This is a genomic window from Paenibacillus sp. FSL M8-0212, assembly GCF_038004645.1.
Lineage (GTDB): Bacteria > Bacillota > Bacilli > Paenibacillales > Paenibacillaceae > Paenibacillus.
In genome coordinates this window covers 4,086,012-4,108,903 of record NZ_JBBORP010000001.1, presented here as the reverse complement: position 1 = coordinate 4,108,903, position 22,892 = coordinate 4,086,012, and the positions used below count along the sequence as shown (strand labels likewise).

At 47.1% G+C, this 22,892-nt stretch carries 19 protein-coding genes; 4 read left to right on the top strand and 15 right to left on the bottom strand.

The window, feature by feature from the left end; translation table 11 throughout:
• Positions 1-69 precede the first annotated feature (69 nt).
• The 5 genes from alaS to MKX68_RS18135 all read right to left on the bottom strand — a co-directional run bounded on the left by alaS (position 70) and on the right by MKX68_RS18135 (position 6,554).
• Positions 70-2,700, bottom strand: a complete 2,631-nt coding sequence (gene alaS, locus MKX68_RS18155) for an alanine--tRNA ligase (protein ID WP_340913422.1) — start codon at positions 2,698-2,700, stop codon at positions 70-72.
• Between the two features lie 435 nt (positions 2,701-3,135).
• Positions 3,136-4,203, bottom strand: a complete 1,068-nt coding sequence (locus MKX68_RS18150) for an AI-2E family transporter (RefSeq protein WP_091027676.1) — start codon at positions 4,201-4,203, stop codon at positions 3,136-3,138.
• 293 nt (positions 4,204-4,496) lie between these two features.
• Positions 4,497-4,706: a hypothetical protein gene (locus tag MKX68_RS18145; RefSeq protein WP_017686815.1), complete on the bottom strand. Its 210-nt coding sequence runs from the start codon at positions 4,704-4,706 to the stop codon at positions 4,497-4,499.
• A 10-nt stretch (positions 4,707-4,716) separates the two neighbouring features.
• Positions 4,717-5,238 (bottom strand): PRC-barrel domain-containing protein, encoded by a 522-nt coding sequence (locus MKX68_RS18140; RefSeq protein WP_017686814.1) that lies wholly within the window; start codon positions 5,236-5,238, stop codon positions 4,717-4,719.
• Positions 5,239-5,402: 164 nt separating this feature from the next.
• On the bottom strand, positions 5,403-6,554 hold the full coding sequence (locus tag MKX68_RS18135) for a cysteine desulfurase family protein (RefSeq protein WP_340913420.1): 1,152 nt from the start codon (positions 6,552-6,554) through the stop codon (positions 5,403-5,405).
• Positions 6,555-6,686: 132 nt separating this feature from the next.
• On the opposite strand from MKX68_RS18135, the gene MKX68_RS18130 reads away from it, so the two are divergent.
• Positions 6,687-7,082: a hypothetical protein gene (locus MKX68_RS18130; protein WP_340913418.1), complete on the top strand. Its 396-nt coding sequence runs from the start codon at positions 6,687-6,689 to the stop codon at positions 7,080-7,082.
• Positions 7,083-7,261: 179 nt separating this feature from the next.
• Here MKX68_RS18130 and cymR read toward each other — a convergent pair whose 3' ends face one another.
• Positions 7,262-7,681, bottom strand: a complete 420-nt coding sequence (gene cymR, locus MKX68_RS18125; RefSeq protein WP_076212458.1) for a cysteine metabolism transcriptional regulator CymR — start codon at positions 7,679-7,681, stop codon at positions 7,262-7,264.
• A 321-nt stretch (positions 7,682-8,002) separates the two neighbouring features.
• Here cymR and mnmA point away from each other — a divergent pair, with 321 nt between their 5' ends.
• Positions 8,003-9,127 (top strand): tRNA 2-thiouridine(34) synthase MnmA, encoded by a 1,125-nt coding sequence (gene mnmA / locus MKX68_RS18120; RefSeq protein ID WP_340913417.1) that lies wholly within the window; start codon positions 8,003-8,005, stop codon positions 9,125-9,127.
• A 131-nt stretch (positions 9,128-9,258) separates the two neighbouring features.
• Here mnmA and crcB (MKX68_RS18115) read toward each other — a convergent pair whose 3' ends face one another.
• The 4 genes from crcB (MKX68_RS18115) to MKX68_RS18100 are packed head-to-tail and all read right to left on the bottom strand — an operon-like array spanning position 9,259 to position 12,290.
• On the bottom strand, positions 9,259-9,618 hold the full coding sequence (gene crcB, locus MKX68_RS18115) for a fluoride efflux transporter CrcB (RefSeq protein WP_340913416.1): 360 nt from the start codon (positions 9,616-9,618) through the stop codon (positions 9,259-9,261).
• Positions 9,615-10,016 (bottom strand): fluoride efflux transporter CrcB, encoded by a 402-nt coding sequence (gene crcB, locus MKX68_RS18110; protein ID WP_340913415.1) that lies wholly within the window; start codon positions 10,014-10,016, stop codon positions 9,615-9,617. Before crcB (MKX68_RS18110) ends, crcB (MKX68_RS18115) begins: the two co-directional genes overlap by 4 nt.
• Before the next feature lie 33 nt (positions 10,017-10,049).
• A complete protein-coding gene (locus tag MKX68_RS18105) occupies positions 10,050-11,357 on the bottom strand; it encodes a replication-associated recombination protein A (RefSeq protein ID WP_091027662.1) in 1,308 nt (435 codons plus the stop codon).
• Positions 11,358-11,399: 42 nt separating this feature from the next.
• Positions 11,400-12,290, bottom strand: a complete 891-nt coding sequence (locus MKX68_RS18100) for a LysR family transcriptional regulator (RefSeq protein ID WP_340913413.1) — start codon at positions 12,288-12,290, stop codon at positions 11,400-11,402.
• A gap of 136 nt (positions 12,291-12,426) precedes the next feature.
• On the opposite strand from MKX68_RS18100, the gene MKX68_RS18095 reads away from it, so the two are divergent.
• Positions 12,427-13,170 (top strand): SDR family NAD(P)-dependent oxidoreductase, encoded by a 744-nt coding sequence (locus MKX68_RS18095; protein ID WP_340913411.1) that lies wholly within the window; start codon positions 12,427-12,429, stop codon positions 13,168-13,170.
• Complete coding sequence (locus tag MKX68_RS18090; protein WP_340913410.1) at positions 13,167-14,069, top strand: DMT family transporter; 903 nt, start codon at positions 13,167-13,169, stop codon at positions 14,067-14,069. Before MKX68_RS18095 ends, MKX68_RS18090 begins: the two co-directional genes overlap by 4 nt.
• A gap of 123 nt (positions 14,070-14,192) precedes the next feature.
• On the opposite strand, the gene MKX68_RS18085 is transcribed toward MKX68_RS18090, so the two are convergent.
• The 5 genes from MKX68_RS18085 to aspS form a co-directional block, all read right to left on the bottom strand.
• Positions 14,193-16,373 carry a HelD family protein gene (locus tag MKX68_RS18085; RefSeq protein WP_340913409.1) on the bottom strand — a complete coding sequence of 727 codons (2,181 nt, stop codon included), beginning with the start codon at positions 16,371-16,373 and terminating at the stop codon, positions 14,193-14,195.
• A gap of 226 nt (positions 16,374-16,599) precedes the next feature.
• On the bottom strand, positions 16,600-18,378 hold the full coding sequence (locus MKX68_RS18080; RefSeq protein WP_340913407.1) for an ABC transporter ATP-binding protein: 1,779 nt from the start codon (positions 18,376-18,378) through the stop codon (positions 16,600-16,602).
• Positions 18,379-18,451: 73 nt separating this feature from the next.
• Positions 18,452-19,750 carry an NCS2 family permease gene (locus MKX68_RS18075; protein WP_340913404.1) on the bottom strand — a complete coding sequence of 433 codons (1,299 nt, stop codon included), beginning with the start codon at positions 19,748-19,750 and terminating at the stop codon, positions 18,452-18,454.
• Positions 19,751-20,221: 471 nt separating this feature from the next.
• Positions 20,222-20,980 carry a tRNA threonylcarbamoyladenosine dehydratase gene (locus tag MKX68_RS18070; RefSeq protein WP_340913401.1) on the bottom strand — a complete coding sequence of 253 codons (759 nt, stop codon included), beginning with the start codon at positions 20,978-20,980 and terminating at the stop codon, positions 20,222-20,224.
• 18 nt (positions 20,981-20,998) lie between these two features.
• Positions 20,999-22,777, bottom strand: a complete 1,779-nt coding sequence (aspS, locus tag MKX68_RS18065; RefSeq protein ID WP_091027644.1) for an aspartate--tRNA ligase — start codon at positions 22,775-22,777, stop codon at positions 20,999-21,001.
• Between the last annotated feature and the right edge of the window lie 115 nt (positions 22,778-22,892).

Here is a 22,892-nt window from a genome sequence, read left to right as displayed (position 1 = left end):
GATCCAACCTCCGTATAACGAACAGAACCTTTCGAACTATATTTTGGCCTTTGAAAGCCCTCGTTCGATTTATGCATTATGCCCGCTAACCAGCGAAACCGCCAGTTTCAGCGCTTCATCCAGCTTGGTAGCATCCTTGCCTCCGGCTTGCGCCATATCTGGACGTCCACCGCCACCGCCGCCGCATACTGCTGCGACTTCTTTGACGATTTTACCAGCGTGCAATCCTTGTTTTACTTGTTCAGCAGGTACAGCTACAACAAAATTCACTTTGCCGTCCGCTGGAGCACCCAATACGAGTACGGCGTTAGGCAATTTTACTTTCAACTCATCTGCCACTGTACGCAGTGCATCCATGTTCGGAGCATCTACGCGTGCTGCCAGCAATTGTGTATTTCCTGCTTGTACCACTTGATCGGTCAATTGACCCGCTTCCATGGCACTCAGCTTGCTTTGCAGGGATTCAGTCTCTCTGGCTGCTTCTTTCAGTTGCAGGTTCAGACCTTCAATCCGTTTAGGTACATCAGCCACATTTGCTTTGAGCAGTGCTGCTGATTGCTTGAGCAGTTCCAACTGGCTTTCCACATACAGATATGCGCCACGGCCAGTTACAGCTTCGATCCGACGAACGCCGGAGCCGATTCCGCTCTCGCTCACCAGTTTGAAGATTCCAATCTCTGAAGTATTATTTACGTGACAGCCGCCACAAAGTTCCAAACTGTAGTCTCCAACTTGAACGACACGTACAATATCTCCATATTTTTCGCCAAACAGGGCCATCGCACCCATTTCTTTAGCTTCATCAATAGCTTTCAGCTCAATGTTCACGTTCAGACGATTCCAGATCTGCTCATTCACCTGACGTTCAATCTCTGTCAACTCTTCTGGTGTGATACTACCGAAGTGAGAGAAGTCAAACCGCAGACGCTGTGGCTCTACGAGCGATCCGGCCTGGTTTACGTGTGTGCCGAGCACATCTTTGAGTGCCTTGTGCAGCAAGTGAGTTGCTGTATGGTTTTTGATAATGTCGCCACGTTTCGCTGAATCCACTTCGGCGTTGATCACATCACCTACACGCAGTTCACCAGACTCCACAGTCACCAGATGTACATGTTGTCCGAGTGGAGCTTTGAACAAACCTTGTACTTTTGCTGTTACACTAGCACCTCGCAGCAAGCCCTGATCACTCACTTGACCGCCACTTTCCGCGTAGAACGGAGTCTTGTCCAGAACAACCTGACACGTTTGTCCTTCGCCTACAGATTCAACAAGGGCGTCACCAGCTACGATGGCTACCACTTTTGCTTCCGTCAACAGGTCAGTATAACCAACAAACTCGCTTTTAACCTCCAGGTCAGCAAGTGGTCCGCCTTGGACTTTCATGCTCTCGTTCTCTTGACGTCCAGCACGTCCAAGCTCACGTTGTTTCTGCATGGAAGCATCAAAACCTTCACGGTCCACAGTCAGACCATGCTCTGCTGCATAATCTTCTGTCAGGTCAAACGGGAAACCGTACGTATCATACAGTTTGAAAGCTTCAGGTCCGCTAATAACGGTGCGTCCTTCGGATTTGGCTGTGCCGCTGATATCAGCCAGAATAGCCAGACCATCTGTGAGTGTTTCGTGGAAACGCTCTTCCTCGGTTTTGATTACTTTGGCGATGAACTCCTGTTTGTCTACTACCTCAGGGTAGTACATGCCCATCACTTCACCAACAGTTGTTGTCAATTCATACAGGAATGGACGGTCAAGTCCAAGCACTTTTCCATAACGAACTGCACGGCGAAGCAAGCGACGGATGACATATCCACGTCCTTCATTACTTGGCAGAACGCCATCACCTACTGCAAAAGCAACCGTACGGATATGATCGGCAATGACTTTTAATGCAACATTAATCTCTACGCTGTCGTTATATTTCACACCCGCAAGAGCGGCTGTTCTTTGAATCATCGGTTGGAACAGGTCTGTGTCGAAGTTGGAATCCACATTTTGCAGAATGGAAGCAAAACGCTCCAAACCTGCACCTGTATCAATGTTTTTGTTAGGAAGCGGTGTGTAGCTACCATCTTTGTTATGGTTGAACTGGGAGAATACCAGGTTCCATACTTCCAGGTAACGTTCGTTTTCCCCACCTGGATACATTTCAGGATCACTCATGTCGTTTCCGTAAGCTTCGCCGCGGTCATAGAAGATTTCTGTACAAGGTCCACATGGGCCTTCGCCGATATCCCAGAAGTTTTCATCCAATTTGATGATACGTTCAGCAGGCAGTCCTACTTTTTCGTTCCACAGTTTGAATGCTTCTTCATCTTCCGGATATACCGTTACAGAAAGACGTTCCGGATCGAATCCGATCCACTCTTTGCTGGTCAAGAATTCCCAAGCCCATGTTACGGTCTCTTCCTTGAAATAATCTCCAATGGAGAAGTTGCCAAGCATTTCGAAGAACGTATGGTGACGACGCGTTTTACCAACATTCTCGATATCATTGGTACGGATACATTTTTGGGAGTTCGCTAGACGCGGGTTCTCTGGCTTCTCACGTCCGTCAAAATATGGTTTGAGCGGTGCCATACCTGCATTGATCCACAGAAGGGAAGGATCGTTGTGAGGCACGAGCGATGCGCTCGGCTCGATTTTGTGACCTTTACTTGCAAAAAACTCTATCCATTTGGACCGGATTTCACTGGCTTTCATACTGGATGCCCCCATTAAATTATAATAGTCCGTTGCGTATTCGCTCCGGTTGGTCAACATTGTTTTTGTAAAAATAAACACAAAAAACGCCCCTGAATAATCAGGGACGATGTTATCGCGGTACCACCCTGGTTATTGCTGTTCATCCCTTGCTGCCCGGACAAACAAACAATCTCCTCGTTCATGCGAAATAACGGTCGCTCCCGGCAGGGTTGTCCTGCACTCCGAAATTAGCTTTCCGCCGCTTCATCTTTCAAGACTCTTCCAGCCATCAGCTCAGGCTCACCCTGATCTGAAGAAGTCTTTTCTCTGAGGAAAGGAACCCTCGGCGTACTTTATTTCATCATCGATTTCATGTTCTAAACATACACACTCATTATATCGGTAGCACAAGCGGGTGTCAACGCGGGCCAGTTGATGTTTTGAGTCTACTATTTAGTCGGTCCTTCGTTTGATGTAATAGGCGAAAAAGTGTTGCACAATTACCTTCAGTACGGCAAAAACAGGTACTGCCAGAATTAAACCTACAATGCCTGCCAGTTCACCTCCAACGAGCAGTGCAAATATAATCGACAGTGGGTGCAGATGCAACGTACGTCCCACCACCTGAGGAGAAATAACGTTGCTCTCCAGCACCTGGCAAAGTGTGTTCACAATGACAACCAGCAGCACCATTTTAAACGATACGGTTGATGCCATGACCACAGCAGGAGCAGCTCCAAGGAACGGTCCCAAGTAGGGCACAATGTTAAACACAGCTACAATGCTTGCAAGCAGCAGGGCATACGGCATATCTATGATGATATAACCAATGTAGGCAAAGATACCAACAATGACACAGACAATAAACTGTCCTCGAATGTAGTTCCCCAGTGCGGTATCGATCTCTTTCATCACCGAGACAATCGCTTTACGACGTGAACGTGGAAGATATGCCACAATGGTACGCTCGAATACCTCAAAGTCTTTTAACATATAAAAGATCAGAAATGGCACGATAAACACATTGAATAACACATTAATGGTCGCCCCAATATTGTCCATGAGCACGGTAATTCCCTGAGTTAGTCGATCCTCCATCTGAAAAAACCAACTGTTCATGCCTGTTCGCACACTTGGCGGCATTAATTTGTGATCCATATTGTTCATCAGGCTCTGGGCACGCATGGATAGCTCAGGCATATGCTCGTTGAGTTCCCCCAGCTGTTCAATCAATACCGGAATGACATTCATCAGAATGACACCGAGGCAGGTCAGGAAAAAGGCATATATGAGCAGTACCGCAATCGTACGCGGCACCTTGCGCCCTCCCAGCATGCTGACAATCGGATTAAGTACATAGGATATGATAAGGGCTACGATAAAGGGTGCCAGCACTGTTTTCAGGAACGCATATATATGAAGCAGTAATGGCCGTAGCAGCCATATAAAATATAAAATGATCAATCCGAGCAGCAGCCAGATCGCGTAACGGAACAGCTTGTTTTTGGTTAATTGCTCCACTTTGCATCTCTCCTTTTGGACTGGCTCTGAGAGTCAGTATATGTAGGAAAGGTAATATTTATTAACAAAGCGCAGAAGTGGAAGGAGCAATCCGAACTTTTTTTCTTAAACCAAAAAACGCCTCCTTCATCAGAGAAGGAAGCGCATTTTGCAGTATAGGATAGCATATAATCATACATACACCAACCGAGCCACTATGTAACCGCATCTATATACATCTGCCAACAATTAACGACAGCCTCCCATGACAGACATTGTCATGAAACCGCATATAGAGGAAGTTATTCTGCTTATTAAGAAGAAGCGTGAAGATGAGGGAAGTCTTGTGGCAGCTCGTCCCCGAAAAACAGATCATCCAGGGAACTCAGCGTACCGTCTTCTTCCACCTGATATACAGACATTTTCTCACCGTTCACCGTTAATTCAATAAAGCATCCCCAGCAATAAAACTGGTGGGAACCAATTTTCCCGATATCTTTGGAACTACAGTTTGGACATTTCATATTCATTCACCTATCCATTAACAGAATGAATGGCATTTTCCAAGCGTTGTTCACTCAGAGACGGCACCATAATGGCACTTTCCCCGATGGACATATCGCTTGTACATGGCAGCCATTTGCGGCCCTCGATCAGATCGGACACAAAACCGTCCGTAATTTCAATCCCTATTATTGTATTTCCCAACTCTTGGTCAAAATAAACATCGGAGACACGCCCGAGCAGCAAACCTTCTTCGGTGAGCACGGACATCTCCTTCAATTTAGACCGACCGAGGAGGTACGTGTATTTTATGTCGTCGGCTCCCGTCTTGCGGACAGCCTGTTGATTACGGATCATGACGGCATCTTCGCCGTAGGCAACGATATCTTGCCACTGCACGATTTTGACATGATTGGTAAACAGACCTTTGTTCTCAAGCTCAATGCCTTCGATCTCCCAATCATCATTCACAATGAAATCCTGGATTTTACCGACCTGCTTCCCGTCCTCAACATCAAAAACGGCAAGTCCGATCATTTCCTGAAGCTTCATCGCTGGGTCCCCCTCATCTTCTTATCATTAAATAGGCGCGGCGCTCTTGCTAGGTATGCCCAAAGTTGATGAGTGGCAATCAGACGCCGATCATCAAAACCGCTTCTATCCAACCGATGAAATGGAACTTCTTCCCTCCTTCTGTTCCATGTGTAAAGTTCCCCTTAGGGTCTATTACGCAGACGTCCAAGAATGGTTCCAATTTTTTCGGCGGTTATCATGATTTCTTCCGTAGTATTACCCAATCCCCAACTAAATCGAATCGCAGAGTGTAAAAATGTTTCAGGCAATTTCATCGCTTTCAGCACATGAGAGACTTCAAGTGACCCGGAAGTGCAGGCAGAACCGCTTGCAACAGCAATCCCTTCCATATCCAGATTCATTAACATCGTCTCTGTGGACACTTCCGGAAAGCTGATATTCAGGATGTTTGGCAGCGTATGCTCCAGATGTCCATTCACGTGAAAGTGCTCCGTACCCACATGAATTTCAAGCTGTTCCAACAAAAGTTTACGCAATTCCAAATCATGCTGACGATGCGCCTCCGTTTGTGCTGATGCAATCTTGAGCGCCTCTGCAAATCCGGTAATACCTGCGATATTTTCCGTACCAGCGCGACGCTGACGCTCTTGCAACCCACCGTGAGCTCTTGCTTCCAGCACAATTCCTCGCCGGACATAGAGTGCACCTACGCCCTGAGGTCCATTGATTTTATGCGCTGAGAAGCTGATCAGATCCACAGGCAGTTCCTTACAGGAAATATTCTGGCTGCCCAGAGCCTGAACTGCATCGGTATGGAAAATGATATTATGCTGACGGGCAAGCTCACCCACCTCGCGGATAGGCTGAATCGTGCCTACTTCATTGTTGGCATACATCATGGTGATTAATACCGTATCTGGTCGAATGGCCTCTTTTAGCTCATCCAGATTAATTCGTCCATAACGATCAACAGATAGATAGGTTACTTCATAACCTTGCCGCTCCAATTCCTGACACGTATGCAATACAGCATGGTGCTCAATTGCGGTCGTGATGACGTGTTTCCCCTTATCCTGCCTTGTTGAGACTGCTCCGAAAATCGCCAGATTATCACTCTCCGTGCCACCTCCGGTAAATACCAATTCGTCCGGGAAACAGCCCAAAGACGCCGCAATGACATCCCTTGCTCCGCTGACAGTCCGTTTGGCCTCACGCCCAAAAGCATGGATACTTGATGCATTGCCAAATTGCCCTGTCATGACGTTCATCATCGCTTCTGCGACTTGTGGATGCATAGGTGTCGATGCGGCGTGATCCAAATAAATTCGTTTCATTTATCTTCACCCCGTTATATGTTAAATTTCTATCTCATGGCAAACTGTCAAAATTGGAAACTGAAACGGATGCTCTATTGTCACATCTTCGTGTATAATGTTATATATCCATTTCAAAAAGGAGAGAGAGACATGAGTGACCCCATTCTCGGGCAGATTCTGAATCAGCTTCAACAAATGGACAAACGATTCGACAGTATTGATGGACATCTTGGAAAAATAGACCACCGGCTTGATGCTATGGAAGAGAGGCTCGGTGCCGTAGAGAGCAGACTAGACACTGTCGATGACAGACTGAATACCATGGAAAGCAGATTGGACACCATTGAGGAACAAACTAAAAACATTCCGCTTCTTCAACAAGCTGTTCTGGAAACATTGACAGTTACGAAACGTCTTGACGCTTCCCAATCCGCCTCTGAACGCAAAGTAACTACCGAATTGAATACCCATCAGCACAGCATTGATATTTTGAATCGCCGTCAGTTACGCATGGAAGCTGATATAGAAACTTTAAAAAGTCGCTGATTTACAAGTGATCCAGTTAGGTTCACACTGACCATCTTGTAAATCCCGCGGCTGAATACATAGCCCTGCTCAATTAAAATAATCTGTAGAAATTGAAGAACAGAACAAAGTACCCATTGGCATGTCTAAAGCCCCCAAGTTGGGGGCTTTATTGTGTTCTGTGATGCGAATTAATGATCTTAAATATAGAACATGTAGCTGTCTTTTTTGTCCTGATCCTGGAAGGTAATCAGGTCTTTCAGTGTTGTGGAATCCAACACTTCCGCAATGCCGTCACGAATACGCAACCAGAGATCACGTTTCGCCGGATCATCTTCCTCTGTGAAATCTACTGGAGAGATTGGCCCTTCCAGTACACGGATTACATCGCCTGCAGTCACGGTTGCAGGATCACCCGCAAGGATATAACCGCCGTAAGCACCTCTAATACTTTTCACCAGTCCTGCATTACGTAGTGGAGCAATCAGTTGCTCCAGGTAATGCTCCGAAAGCTGGTTGCGCTCGGCAATGCTTTTAAGTGATGTAGGGCCTTCGCCTGTTCTGGCAGCAAGCTCCATCATGATTGTGAGGCCGTAACGGCCTTTTGTCGATATTTTCAAAGGAGTCACCTCTTTCAATTTTCAGAAACGATTGGAAACTTTATATTTAATCCTATGGTCCATGACCGTATGTTTCACGATCTGTCCACAGCGGAGATGCATTGAGATTAGCATAAACCTTCTAATCCTCCGTATTCCGATCATAACCCTCAGCTAATGTTAACATATCTGCATGCTTTATGGAAAAGAAAGATTGACGATATTCCAAAATGTGCGCCTCTGGTGGACACTATCCAAAATTGGCCGGGTGTATCGTATCTTGAGTCCGGTTATGCTAGAATAAGAAACGAAACACATTTATATATAGAAATGGTGATAACGATGTCCAAAACAATTGAAAATACACGGGTCGTCGTTGGCATGTCCGGAGGTGTCGATTCTTCCGTTACCGCACTGCTGCTGAAAGAGCAAGGGTACGATGTCATCGGCATTTTCATGAAAAACTGGGATGACACCGACGAGTTCGGCCACTGTACCGCTGAAGAAGATTCAGAGGATGTACGCCGCGTATGTGAACAGATCGGCATTCCTTACTACACTGTCAACTTCGAGAAAGAGTATTTTGATAAAGTATTTACCTATTTCCTTGATGAATATAAGTCGGGTCGCACGCCAAATCCGGATGTCATGTGTAATCGTGAGATCAAATTTGGTGAATTCCTGAACAAAGCTCTGGATCTCGGCGCAGATTATGTAGCTACAGGACACTATGCTCGCCTGATTAAAGAAGATGGCACACTCAAGTTGCTTCGTGGTGTGGACAACAATAAGGATCAAACGTATTTCCTTAACGCACTCAATCAGAACCAGCTGTCCAAAGCCATGTTCCCGATTGGTCATCTGCCCAAACCGGAAGTACGCAAAATCGCAGAAGCGGCTGGTTTGTATACTGCCAAGAAAAAAGACAGCACAGGTGTCTGCTTCATCGGTGAGCGTAATTTCAAAGAGTTCCTGAGTAACTATCTGCCTGCCAAAGGTGGAGACATGGTTGATATCGCAACCGGTGAAGTCAAAGGTCGTCATGACGGTCTGATGTACTACACACTTGGACAACGCCAAGGTCTTGGCATTGGTGGTTCCGGCAATGGTGAACCCTGGTTCGTTGCAGACAAGAATCTGGAGAAAAATCAATTACTTGTTGTTCAGGGCGATGCCCACGCAAGCCTGTACTCCACGGGTCTAACCGCTACGGGTGTGAACTGGATTGCCGGTGCAGATCACATGCCTAATGTGCCATTCCGTTGTACTGCCAAATTCCGCTATCGTCAGCCGGATCAAGGTGTTACATTGACCTGGCAGGAAGATGGAAGTGTGGATGTACAATTTGATCAGCAGCAAAAAGCCATTACGCCAGGACAAGCCGTTGTTTTCTACGACGGAGAGGTCTGCCTGGGTGGGGGTACGATCGATCAGGTGCAAAAGGTACCTGTACCCGCAATGCAATAATAGAGCTTGTCCATTAAAATGCGGATTATACACAATACCGTGTATCCCTATTAAAAAAGCCGTCTTTCATGTATACCATGAAGGATGGCTTTTTTCCTGCTTTTCTTTGCAAAAAAAATAAAATTAGTTCGTTATGCAGTCAACCAGACTCCTGCCAAGGAGGCCAACACCCCAACTACAACCGAACTGACGACGTAGAGCGCCGCGCTTGCGTATCGTTGTCGACCCATAAGTCCTAACGTTTCATAACCAAAGGTGGAGAACGTGGTGTACGCACCGCAGAACCCGGTTCCCCAGATCACCCAGATTCCATCTGAGATCATTGCAGATTGATGCCACCCGTATAACAGCCCAAGCAACAGTGAACCACTGATGTTAATGATCCATGTCCCCCATGGAAAAGTCGTTCCCAGCAAGCCAGAGACCCATTTTCCCAGACTGTAACGCAGTACCGCACCCAGCACACCTGCTAAACCAATCCATAGGATCATGAGGCATCACCCTCTTGTCTTGGTGTTCCCAACATACGCTGTCCAAGGTTCATTCCCAGCGCACAAAGCATTAATCCTGCCAACAGACTTACAATCATATAAATCGCGGCATTAATCCATTCGCCCCCTTCGGATAAACGAACAATATCCAGTGTAAACGTGGAGAATGTTGTAAATGCGCCAGTAAAACCTGTACCAATCGCCAGTCGAAGTTGTGGTGTTATTTTGCCTGGAACAGCTATGGTAAAGAACCACCCTAAAAAAAGACTGCCCATCGCATTGATTAACAGCACTGCCCAAGGGAACCCCCCATGTACAGTTGGTATCGCCAACTGTATGGCATATCGGGTCACTGTTCCGAGAAATCCACCTGCCCCTATATACAAAAGCTCTTTCATGTTATGTGCATCTCCCGAGTGATCTGACTGATCTTACAAATCCCTACGCCGCTGTTGGTTTAACCTAATCTTCGATTCGTTTCCCTGCTCCGTGGCCTCATAGAATACTCTCCGTGAGAGCTGCTTCGGCAAATATTCTTGTTTCACGTAATGCCCCGGATAGTTGTGTGGATATTGATAACCCTCATGTCCGAGCTTCACGGCACCCGAGTAATGCGTATCTCGCAAGTGAAGTGGAACTTCTGCCGATTTTACCTCATCAATGGCGTTCATGGCTTTGGAAATGGCGGTGTACACCGCATTGGATTTTGGACTTTCGACCGCAAACAGAATCGCTTGTGCAATGTTCAGCTTGGCTTCGGGCCAGCCGTTATTTCGGTACGCATCAAGTGCTCCAATCGCCTGAGTCATGGCTTGCGGGTTCGCAAGTCCAATATCTTCACTGCTCGCTGCAATCAGACGCCGAATGAAGGTCATCGGGTCCATGCCGAGCTTCTCCACCGCGTATAGAAACCAGAACAGCGCCGCATCACTGGAACCCCGAATACTCTTGTGAAATGCAGACAGCACATCATACTGGGTGGATTCATCTGCCTTCACAATGGGGCGTCGAATAGACTCTTCAGCTACACCAAGCGTGATATGAATGGACCCATCCTTCTCCGGTGGCGTGGTCAACGCAGCCAGTTCAAGCGCGTTAAGCGCACGCCGAATATCTCCGTTGGCCATCGTTGCAATATGCTCAAGCGCCTCATCGTCCGCCTGCAGTTCCATGAACCCCAGACCTTTGTCCGCATCACTCAATGCTCTGCGCATTGCAATTAGGGAATGATCCTTATTTAGCGATTCTAGCTGGAACAGAGTAGAACGGCTCATCAAGGCTCCATTGACATAATGAAAGGGATTCTCTGTTGTTGCACCGATAAAAATAATCGTGCCCTTTTCTACCGCTGGCAATAGCGCATCCTGACGTGAACTGTTAAACCGATGTACCTCGTCGAGGAATAGAATGGTTTTGGTTCCATACAGCTGTTTGTTCGTTTGCGCCTGTTCGATGACTTCACGCACATCCTTGACGGAAGCTTCCACTGCATTCAGTCGAACGAACTGTCCTTGCGTTTGCTGAGAAATAATATGTGCAAGGGTTGTCTTACCGCATCCCGGAGGGCCGTATAACAAGATGGATGATATCTGATCAGCCTCAATGGCGCGCCGGAGCAATTTCCCCGGTCCAATAATATGTTCCTGTCCAATATATTCATCCAGATGCTCTGGCCGCATGCGGTCTGCGAGCAATCTAGCTTGTGGTTTTGAGTCTTGCTGAAACGAAAATAAATCCATTGCTCATCACTTCCTTAACGGATTGCCTTGCCTTGAATACAATTACACTTCTGATGGTTCTCCACTCTCTATCATATCATACTCTCGCGGTAACATAGCCATAAATGCATGAAGTGCACTGCTGACAAAGGCATCCTTGCGAGTAATAAAATGAGTCATCATACGATTCATACCGACGGGGAGTGTGTGCGTGCGCAGTAATCCATTTTCGATCTGATGCCTAATCACAATCTCTGGTAATAAGGAAATTCCCATACCTGAAGTAACCCCACTAATAATCGCTTCAAGGGTTCCGAATTCCATAATTACTGGGCGGGTAACACCACCCACCTCTAACCATTCCTCCAAAACCTGACGATAGGAACACCCCATGCTGTAGACAAGAATGGGTTTACTCTTAAGATCTTCATCCGTAGGACCCATACCAGAATAGACAACAAATAGTTCCTCATCAAATATGGGAATAGAAACGATATCAGGATGATCACAGGGACAGCCTATAAATGCTCCCTCCAATTCATACCCAATAACCTGATCCATAAGCATCTGCGAATTACCAGTAACCAGTGACAAGGAGACATCTGGATACTGTTTATAATATCTGACGAAAAGTTCAGGTAGTCGCACGGCCGCCGCGGTTTGTGTAGACCCTATTCGCATTGGACCCGATGGTGTGCTCGTCGCCCGAAGCGCCTTGGAAGCATCATTCAGCAAACCAATAATTTTATCTGCATAGGTCAGCAACATTTCTCCGGCTGGAGATAACGTCATGCCTCGGTTATGACGAATGAACAACGTTGTACCTACTTCTGCTTCCAGATGCCGGATTCGTGCCGTTACGTTGGATTGCACATACCCCAGTTTAGAAGCAGCTTTGGTCAGATTCCCTTCCTGTGCAACACACTGAAATATTCTAAGATCCCCGCTCTCCATGGTCCCTCCACTCTGACATCATTCAAAATGATATCCACTTCATTACCAATCATTATACTTCATGTGTAAACCGGACTACAATTCATGTAGATCCCAAACCAGTCATCTGACTGGATGATGATAAGGAGTGTTCAGCATGACATACTGGAAAAATAGAGTTGCTCTGATCACAGGTGGTGGAACAGGTATAGGCCGTGCTGTAAGTGAGATGCTCGCTGAACGCGGAGCCTTGGTCGCTGTCAACTATTCCCGCTCACAAGATGCAGCAAACGAGACTGTTCAACACATTCTGAATACGGGAGGCCATGCATTCGCCGTTCAAGCTAATGTTGCCAATGATCTTGATGTCCGGCGGATGGTAACTACAGTAACTGAAACCTATGGCCCGATCACTGCACTTGTAAATAACGCTGGAATCACGCACCATATCCCCATGCACGATCTGGAGTCTGTTACAGATGACATCTGGAATGAGCTGGTTGATGTGAATGTGAAAGGCATGTTTCATTGCGCTCGTGCAGTAACGGAAGGCATGAGACAGGCTGGTAGTGGTTCCATCGTGAATTTGGGCAGCATTGCAGGAAGTACGGGTTCTGGCTCATCCCTCCCTTACGCCGTCTCCAAAGCGGCAGTTCACGGTCTGACATTATCACTTGCGCACGCACTCTCCCCACACATTCGGGTGAATGCTATCGTCCCTGGCGCAGTTGCGACAAGGTGGTGGGCTGGAAACGAGGAGCGCATGAATCATCTCGGTGGAGAAGTGTTATTGCAGCACATTGCCTCACCTGAGGATATCGCACACATGATCTGTGCTGCGCTGGAACAGCAATCCATGACCGGGCAGCTAATTACTGTAGATAGCGGACAGACGTTATGAGCTCCAGTCATGATAAAGATACCCGGATCATCAAACCATTGAAATATACACTATTGATCATTTTGACAACGCTAATCATGGGTACTTCTTTTCCAGTTGGCAAGATCGGCATGTTATATGCCCCACCTTTCCTGCTCATGGGCATACGTTATGTACTGGCTGGTGGATTGATGGCCTTGTTCCTTCGTAAACGTCCTTTGCCTACTGGATGGCAGTCTTGGTTGAAAATAATCCTCATTGGCCTGTTCCAATCCGCAGGAGTGATGGGCTGCGCCTACTACAGCATGAACTGGATTACATCTGGCGAATCTGCCATTATTACATTTACCAATCCATTGCTGGTCATTATCCTCAGTGCTCTCTTATATAGAGTGACCTACCGTTTCAGTCAGTGGATCGGTGTTATACTCGGTTTCATCGGGATAATGTTAACTTTTGGGTGGCAGATGAGCTTTAGCCCCGGAACCTGGATTGGATTTGGTGGTGCGATTTCCTTTGCCGTGTCCACATTGCTCATCAAACGCTGGGGTAATGGCTATGATACTTTTGTCTTAACTGCCTATCAGATGCTCGCTGGAGGTGCTGCGTTGCTTCTGCTGAGCGTATGGACTGAACAGCCTCACTTTATGGTCAATACCACCTCGGTTATGGCGCTGCTCTGGTTAACGCTTGTTTGCTCCATCATTCAGTTTTCACTCTGGTTTTATCTGCTGCAGAATAGTGACCCAGCCCAAACCAGTTCGTATCTGTTTCTGGCACCGTTCTTTGGTGTACTATCGAGTTGGATTTTGCTGGGAGAGCACGTTCAGTGGTTTGCATTGGCAGGCGGTTTATTCATTGGTGTTGGTATATTCCTGGTGAACCGTCGCTCATCCAGAATGAGAAATAGAGTAACATAACTTGAACTTCTTCATCGTTCTTCCTTGGAAGATTAATCATTTCTCGCACAAAAGCAAAAAAGGCATGCGCTTATGGGACTTTCCCATGAACGTCATGCCTTTTGTTGTATAAGTAAACTCTATCTAACCAAGCTCTGGCCAACCCTGAATGGTTACGGGTTCGCCATCGGGATTATGTGTTGCAGCCGCATAGATCGGCAGTACACCGTCATGGAACAACCACAATTCGTGCAAGGCCCGTGTACAACCAACGTACAACAGCTTTGCATCACCCGCATTTGGCAAATAATGCTTCTGGTCTACGTCTGCCACAATAACGGCATCAAACTCCAACCCTTTGGACAAGTAGACCGGTAAAACGGAGTGTCCACCCGTGTACTGCTTTTTGCCACCATCGATCAGGTTTAGATCCCAGCCTGCGGCCTGAAGTTCACGATGAAGTTCCTCTGCTTCATGCAGTGTACGGGTCAGGATGGAGACTGTTCGGTAGTCTTTGACCGTTAACACCTTCAAAGCCTGCTCCAGACTCGCCGTCCGCCCTTCGCCTCCATAAGCCAGCGTCCGAACCGGATCTCCACTACGGAAAACAGGAATCGCCGTAATTCCGCTCTTGACGCCACGTTCCAGAATCGTATTGGCATAATCGATAATTTCCATCGTCGAACGATAACTTCGGGTCAATGCAAAGTATGCATTCTGTTCCTCAGGAAACAGAGAACTCATCTCTTCCCACGCATGAACACCACGGTACTCATGAATGCCTTGAGACAAGTCACCCAGTATGGTGAAGGAATGCCCTTTGACGAACTGATCCAATAACGCCACATGAAAAGGGGAAAAGTCCTGCGCTTCATCAATCACGACATGATCAAACCGCTCCGAACCCTCAATATCATGGACCAGTGTATGAATGTATACCAATGCAGGCAGATCCTCTTCACGGACGATATCCTGCTTCAGATCTGCTGCTGTTTGTTTCATGACTAATTTTGGAATAAGCCCGCTGAGCGAGGCTGGCACAGAGCCGCCCTTTGCAGCTTTGAACAGCTGTTTATATAACGTAAGCGGCTCGTATTGAGGCCATTTTTTGGCATAAGCTTTCTCACGAGTAGACGCTTTTTTCTTGCGTTCTTTGCGCACAGCTTCTGGCATCGGCTTCTTAAGTTCCATCTCAATCCAGCGGTGAACCCGCGCCATGACCCGTTCTTTGCGTTTGGCCAGCGGATAATGTTTGTATTCCTCACCGAACCAGTTCTCAATCTCCGTCTTGCTAAGGACCTTACCATCCCATGGACTGAAGTCCATATCCGGTACGGAATCCGCTTCCATCCCCGAGAGCCACTCTCGAATAAGCTCCATGAAACGGATCGATCCTTTGTAACGTCCAGGTACATCATCATTCAATTCAGGCCGGGCATCAGGTGTTTCGAACCAGGTGTTCAAAGTATCCGACGTATTCGCCAAAGGCATTTCCAGCCCCAGCAGATTCATCGCCCAATCCGGGAATGTCCGCTGCTGAATATCCCCTACTCCGAGTTCCGGAAGCACATCCGAGATGTAATCCAGGAACATGTGGTTGGGCGCAAAAATAACCATTTTCTCCGCAGATACCTGCTCCTTGTACTGATACAGCAAAAAGGCAAGCCGATGCAGAGCAACCGTTGTTTTCCCGGATCCAGCTACACCCTGAATGATCAATGCGGTGTTTCTCGCCGCACGAATGATCAGATCCTGCTCCGCCTGAATCGTAGATACGATGTCACGGAGTTTGTTATCCTTGTTCTCTCCCAGACGATAAACGAGGAATTCATCTGATACCGCTGGCTGGTCGCTGTCACGGTTATATGTATCCGCCACACGTTCCAATATCCGCTGCCGAATGACAACGTTTCGTTTCAGGTATACCAGACCTTCAATAAGCCCTTCCGGGGCTTCATACGTAGCGGAGGCTTCGCCTCCGGTAAATGAGTAAAACAGGCTGGCGACAGGAGCACGCCAATCGATGACGAGCGGATGCTCTCCCACCTCTTCGCGGTCTACGCCGATTTTGCCAATATACAGCGGTTTCCGTGCACCACTGCCCTGTTCTTCGAAATCCAAGCGTCCGAAATAGGGTTGCTGCGCGCTCTTGGACAAGGCGGTGCGGCGCTCTTCGCGTCCAGCTTCCAGCACTTGTTCTGTGAAGTCGTGGCCGGTATACACCGGAATGTTCTGCAGTCGTTCCAGCTGACTGTCCACTTCCTCCATCGTTCGCTCTAACCTGTACTCTTCTTCTTGATAGGCACTTTGAAAGCTGTCTGACATGTTTCAGTTACCTCCTAAGAATATGTTTTGCTCTGCATCACCTAGATCTGGCAACGCAAAAGGATACCCACTATATCATATTGATGTGGAAAAAGCTACAGCAACCTAGATAACCGCATAAAAGAAACCGTTGCTCACGCTCGTAATGAACGAATGAACAACGGTCTTCAATTGAATTATATTTGAACCTTATCTTTGAACAACAGTAATCGATCTAGTTCACATTTCAATGTTGACCTTCCTGTGCCACAAACTGCTTCTGTGCCAACTCACGATATACCGGATGATTGCTGATCAATTCAGCATGAGTTCCGGTTCCGGTAACATGTCCATGCTCCAAAACGACAATTTGATCGGAATCCACCACTGTGGACAAACGGTGCGCGATCACGATCGTGGTTCTGCCTTCCATCAGGTTGGACAAAGCCTGTTGTACTTCATACTCCGAGGTGCTATCCAAACTGGATGTTGCTTCATCCAACATAAGAATATCCGGACTGCGCAGTAAGGCTCGAGCAATAGCAATTCGCTGACGTTGCCCCCCGGATAACTTGATTCCTCTCTCGCCCACTTCCGTGTCATAACCCTGTGGCAGCTTGTCTATGAAGTCGGCAGAATAGGCCATCTCAGCAGCTCGCCTTATCTCATCCATCGTGACCTCACGGCCCAATCCGTACGTGATATTGTCTTTGATCGTACCCGCCATAAGTGGACTTTCCTGAGATACATACCCGATCTTGCTGCGCCAGGAGGCTAACGAATATTTCGTTATCGCTTGTCCCCCATATGAAATATGGCCTGAATCGGGCATATAGAACTGCTCCATCAAAGAAAACAGTGTTGATTTCCCGCTACCGCTTGGACCAACAATCGCCGTCACCTTGCGTGTAGGAACCGTCAGATTGATCCCGTGCAACACTTCCTCACCTGTGACATAGGAAAAGTGTACATCATGGAATGCAATCGTCTCATTTCCTTTTGGAGCTACCTTGGTGCTGTCATGTGGCTCTTCCTCATCAGCGAGAATAGCTTGTATACGCTCTGTTGCACCTACAACTTTCTGTAAACGGGAGTATAACGTTGTGAATTGCCCCATTGGCATAATGACCTGGAACAACAACAATATGAAGGCGACCAGTTCACCCGGTGACAGCATGCCAGATGCTACACGCATTCCTCCCACACCCAGAATAACGACCAATACGGCAGTCATGACAAATGTAAACAAGGGACCGATCAGAGCAAGAATACGTGCTTCCTGCAAGCCAAAAGCAAACATTTTACGAATCCGGGAATCCCCTGCTTCTGATTCCTGTTTCTCCGTGCCGTAGGCTTTGACTAAGCGGATCTCACCAATAACCTGGCTAAGTACGGACGTAAGACCTGCCATCTCATCCTGCTGTTTCTTGGAAATCTTGTACATTTTTTTACCCACCGGCAACAGGATCAACAGCGTAAGTGGCACCAGACTCAGGATAATGAGCGACATCACCCAATCCAAGTAAAATAGTAATGCCACGCCACCCACAACAGCAACGATGTTCGACACAAAGGAAACCAGATAATCCGCGATCAACGTCATGATCTGGCTTGTATCATTCGTAATCCGGCTCATCGTATCGCCTGTCCGATTACGATCAAAATACGGCATTCGCAGCGACAAGACCTTGTTCCACAGCTTGGTTCGAAGCGTTGCGACCACGCGTTGTCCGGCGTAATTTAACATATAAATGCTAATGCCCGAGGCAATCGCCTGAATCACAAATGCCCCAAGCAATAACAAAATAACAGATTTGTTCAGTGCCGAAGTGGTTAGGCCATCAATCAGACCTTTGGTCATCAACGGCACAATCAGTCCGGCTGTAGTTTGAATCAGAGTTAAGATGAGGGCCAGAATCAAGATCAGTTTTGGCGGGTTCGTGGAAGCGATAAGCTTGACGAAATCCTTAAATCCCTTTTTTCCTACCTTCTGGTCATTCTGCCCTGCTTGTTGCTGCTCTTCCATTCCCGTTCCTCCCGTTCTCCATCTGCTCACCAGAGATCATACGTATGAATTTACATGACGTTGCCTTTTCTTATTACAAGACTCCATGCAACACAAAATTGGCTAAAAAGAGGATGGAAATGCCATACATGACCACAGGCACCTGTTTACCTTGACCTGCTGCCAGCTTCGCTAATGGATAGGCAATAAATCCAAACGCCATACCGTCCACGATGCTATATGTAAATGGAATCATGACCATGATCAGAAATGCTGGGAATGCCTCTGTGAAGTCACCAAAATCCATATCTTTCACACCTTGCACCATCAGGCCACCAATAATGATCAAAATAGGTGCAATTGCACTGTCCGGAATGTAACCAAGCAGTGGGATGAAGAAGAAAGTAGCCCCGAATAACACAGCTGTAACGAGTGGAGTCAAACCTGTGCGACCGCCTGCCGCAATTCCGGCTGTCGTCTCGGCTGCAGCAACAGGAGGACTACTTCCGAATACGCCTGCCAATACGGTACTAATGGATAGTGCGCGCAGACTTCCTTTGAACCGCTCTGGACGACCAATCATCTGTGTCTGAGCAGTAATTAATCCGATATTTTCGAACACCACAATCAACAGTAGCAAAAATACAGCGATCCAGAATGCGACATCAGCCAGCTTCATCAAAGACAATTCGCCAAACAACCCACCGTATTGACGCAGCGCATCCATCGCTGATACGGATTCACCCGGGTTCACAGCACCAAGTACATAGGCAAGGCCTGTCCCGACCAAAATACTGATCAGAAGTCCACCCTGTACGTTACGTATAAATAAAATCAAGGCAAGCACCAGCGTAACGCAGGCTGTAATGACATTCGGATCATTGAAATGCCCAATCGCAACAAACGTGGTCTGATGCGCGATAACGATTCCACTTTTTTGCAAACCGATAAATGTCAGAAACAAACCAATCCCGACCGTAATGCCATGCTGCAGATTTTTCGGGATTGCTTCGCTGATCATTTTGTATAATGACGTAAACGCAACAATGGCAAACAGTATACCTGTAACGGTTACAACGGACAGCGCTTCTTGCCAGCTTAATTTCATGGAATGTACGAGTGTATACGTAAAAAATGCATTAATCCCCATTCCGGGTACCACGATAATCGGTGATTTTCCGCCAAATGCCATGAGTAAACAGCCTGCAATAGACGTCAGCAGGGTTCCAACCATGGCTGCCTGTAAGGGCATCCCGGCATCGGAAAGAATTGTAGCATTGACCATAACAATATAGACCACGGCAAAATAAGAAATGGCTCCCGCCACAATTTCCTTCTTCCACTGGTCTCCTGGCTCCATGCCAAGACGTCTGGTCATCCATCCGTGTTTCATTTCGTTCTATTCCCCTCTCTCTATATAGGCTGAATAACTGAGTGTTTACACTCTACCACTACGCGGACAGAACAACCTTCCGATCGCTGTTATCCCCAGATTTTTTGATTAAATTTTTTAAATGTACAAATCCGGTGATAGCGTATGCTTCCGATGTAGCTTTCTTTCAGAAAGCTTTTAGGCGAACGCTCTGCTTCTTCAGGTTTCTTCTGTCCTCTTCGTTCTTGTGTAAATCTTATTCAGCTTATATGGCCGCAAATCTTTATGTATGTATCATCATTTCGCGCAGCAGTGAATATCATACACGGTTTTGACTTTGAAGTACATGACGTAACTCTGACATTTATCTAGGAATACAGTTCGGCTATCATAGTCGATTGACGTCCCATCCGCTCCTCTCTTGCGAAGTATGATCACACAAAAAAGCGCAGATGCCTTATCGGCATCCACGCTTCTTCAGTTGGAAACAAGTTACAGCTGCTTGTTCTCTGCAATTTCTAACAAATCCTTAATCGCAACACTGACCATAATCAGTCCGGCTACCGGAGGCACAAATGAGTTACTCGCAGGTGGCTGTTTAGCCTTGCGAATTTCCGGAGCATTCTCGGGAACGATTTTTTGTGTTACGTCCTCGCGTGGTTTCATCGGCTTTTCAGTCGAGAAGACCACTTTCACGCCTTTTTTGATGCCGTCTTTACGAAGTGTAGTCCGCACAACACGGGCAATCGGGTCCATGGTCGTTTTCGAAATATCCGCAACCTGGAATTTCGTTGGATCCATTTTATTCGCCGCACCCATGCTGGAAATCATCGGAATTTTACGTTTCAGGCACTCTTTAATGAGATGGATTTTGTAGACAATCGTGTCGGATGCATCCAGCACATAATCCAGTTCATATTTGAACAATTCCTCATACGTTTCTTCCGTGTAAAACATATTTAATGCAATTGCATCACATTCCGGATTGATCAGTTTCACACGTTCCACCATCAGGTCCGCTTTTTTCTGTCCCACTGTCGTGGTCAGCGCATGAATCTGGCGGTTAATGTTAGTGATATCCACGACGTCTTTATCAATCAGGATGATGCGCCCAACGCCGCTACGGGCAAGAGCTTCTACAGCAATTCCACCTACGCCGCCAATACCGAGCACAGCGACTGTACTATTCTTCAAAGCGTCCAGACCTTCAGGTCCGATCGCAAGTTCTGTTCTTGAAAATTGATGGAGCATTGAGAATCGATGCCTCCTTTATTTCTTTTCCGCTACCGGTTTACGGGCTACGCGGATATGAAGTTGTTCCAATTGCGAGTCATCCACTTCAGAAGGTGCATTCATGAGCAGATCCGTTGCACTTGCCGTTTTCGGGAAGGCAATCGTTTCACGCAGATTCGTGCGGCCCGCCAGCAACATCACGAGGCGGTCCAGACCAAAGGCAATACCGCCATGCGGTGGAGTTCCATATTCGAATGCTTCCAACAGATAGCCGAATTTCTCATTCGCTACTTCTGGTGAGAGTCCAAGGGCAGCAAACATTTTCTCCTGAACATCACGTTTGTAGATACGCATCGAACCGCCACCTACTTCATAACCATTGAGAACAAGGTCATAGGCTTGAGCGCGGATTGCACCCGGATCAGTGTCGAAGAGATGTACATCTTCATCTTTTGGACGTGTGAACGGATGGTGTTCTGCCACATAACGTTTCGCATCTTCATCATATCCGAGGAGTGGGAAGTCCACAACCCAAGCAAATTTGAATTTGCTGTCATCGATCAATCCAAGTTGACGGCCGATTTTCAGACGCAATGCGCCAAGAACGTCAGCAACCACTTTTTTCGTGTCTGCGGAGAAGAGCAACAAGTCGCCATCCTCAGCACCAGTACGTTCTTTGACAGCTTCGATTTCTTCAGGCGTGAAGAACTTCACGATTGGCCCTTTGAACTCGCCGTCTTTCACTTGAATCCAAGCCAGACCTTTCGCACCGTAACGTGCAGCAAATGGTCCAAGATCATCGATCTCTTTACGGCTCCATGTGCCACAGCCTTTAGCGTTCAGTACTTTCACTTCTCCACCTTTTTCGATGACGGAAGCAAATACTTTCACACCACTGTTTGCTACGATATCGTTCATTTCAACCAGTTCCATACCAAAGCGCAGATCTGGTTTGTCTGAACCGTATTTACCCATTGCATCTGCATACGTAATCCGTTGGAAAGGTAGTTCCAGCTCAATACCTTTAGTTTCACGCAGCAATTTGGCCATCAGTTCTTCCATCATTGGCAGCAGGTCATCCTGTTGCAAGAAGGAAGTCTCGATGTCGACTTGAGTGAATTCTGGTTGACGGTCTGCACGCAGATCCTCATCCCGGAAACAACGAGCGATCTGATAGTAACGCTCAAGTCCGCCGACCATCAGCAATTGTTTGTAAATTTGCGGTGATTGCGGCAGGGCGAAGAATTCACCTTCATGCACACGGCTCGGTACGAGATAATCACGCGCACCTTCCGGGGAGCTCTTAGTCAAAATCGGTGTTTCCACCTCAACGAACTCTTCTCCATCCAGGTAGTCACGGAACACTTTGGATGCTTTGGAACGCAGTTTCAGTGTTTCGAACATTTCCGGACGACGCAGGTCCAGGTAACGATATTTCAAACGAAGGGATTCATCAACTTCGACACCATCTTCAATGAAGAATGGAGGTGTTTTGGCTGCGTTCAGCACTTCGATTTCTGTGATTTGAACTTCAATTTCGCCTGTAGGCAAGTTTTTGTTAACTGTTTCTGCATCACGTTTAACAACTTTACCCGTTACAGCGATAACATACTCGCTACGTACGCGATCTGCGATTTGCAGAGCTTCACCGGAATAAGCCGGGTTAAAGACAACTTGTACAATCCCGCTGCGATCACGCAGGTCGATGAAGAGTACGCCTCCCAAGTCACGGCGGGTCTGAACCCAACCGTTCAATGTTACTGTTTCACCGATGTGTGCGGGTGTTAATGCGCCGCAATGATGACTTCTTTTCATAACCAAACTCCTCATTATGTGAATTTCCGTTCTGTATGGGCAGTTAGTACCTGCTCTTCAACAGTCCGGTTACGTGTAGACCATGTATTCGAAAAGGCATCTTACCTCTGGCTCG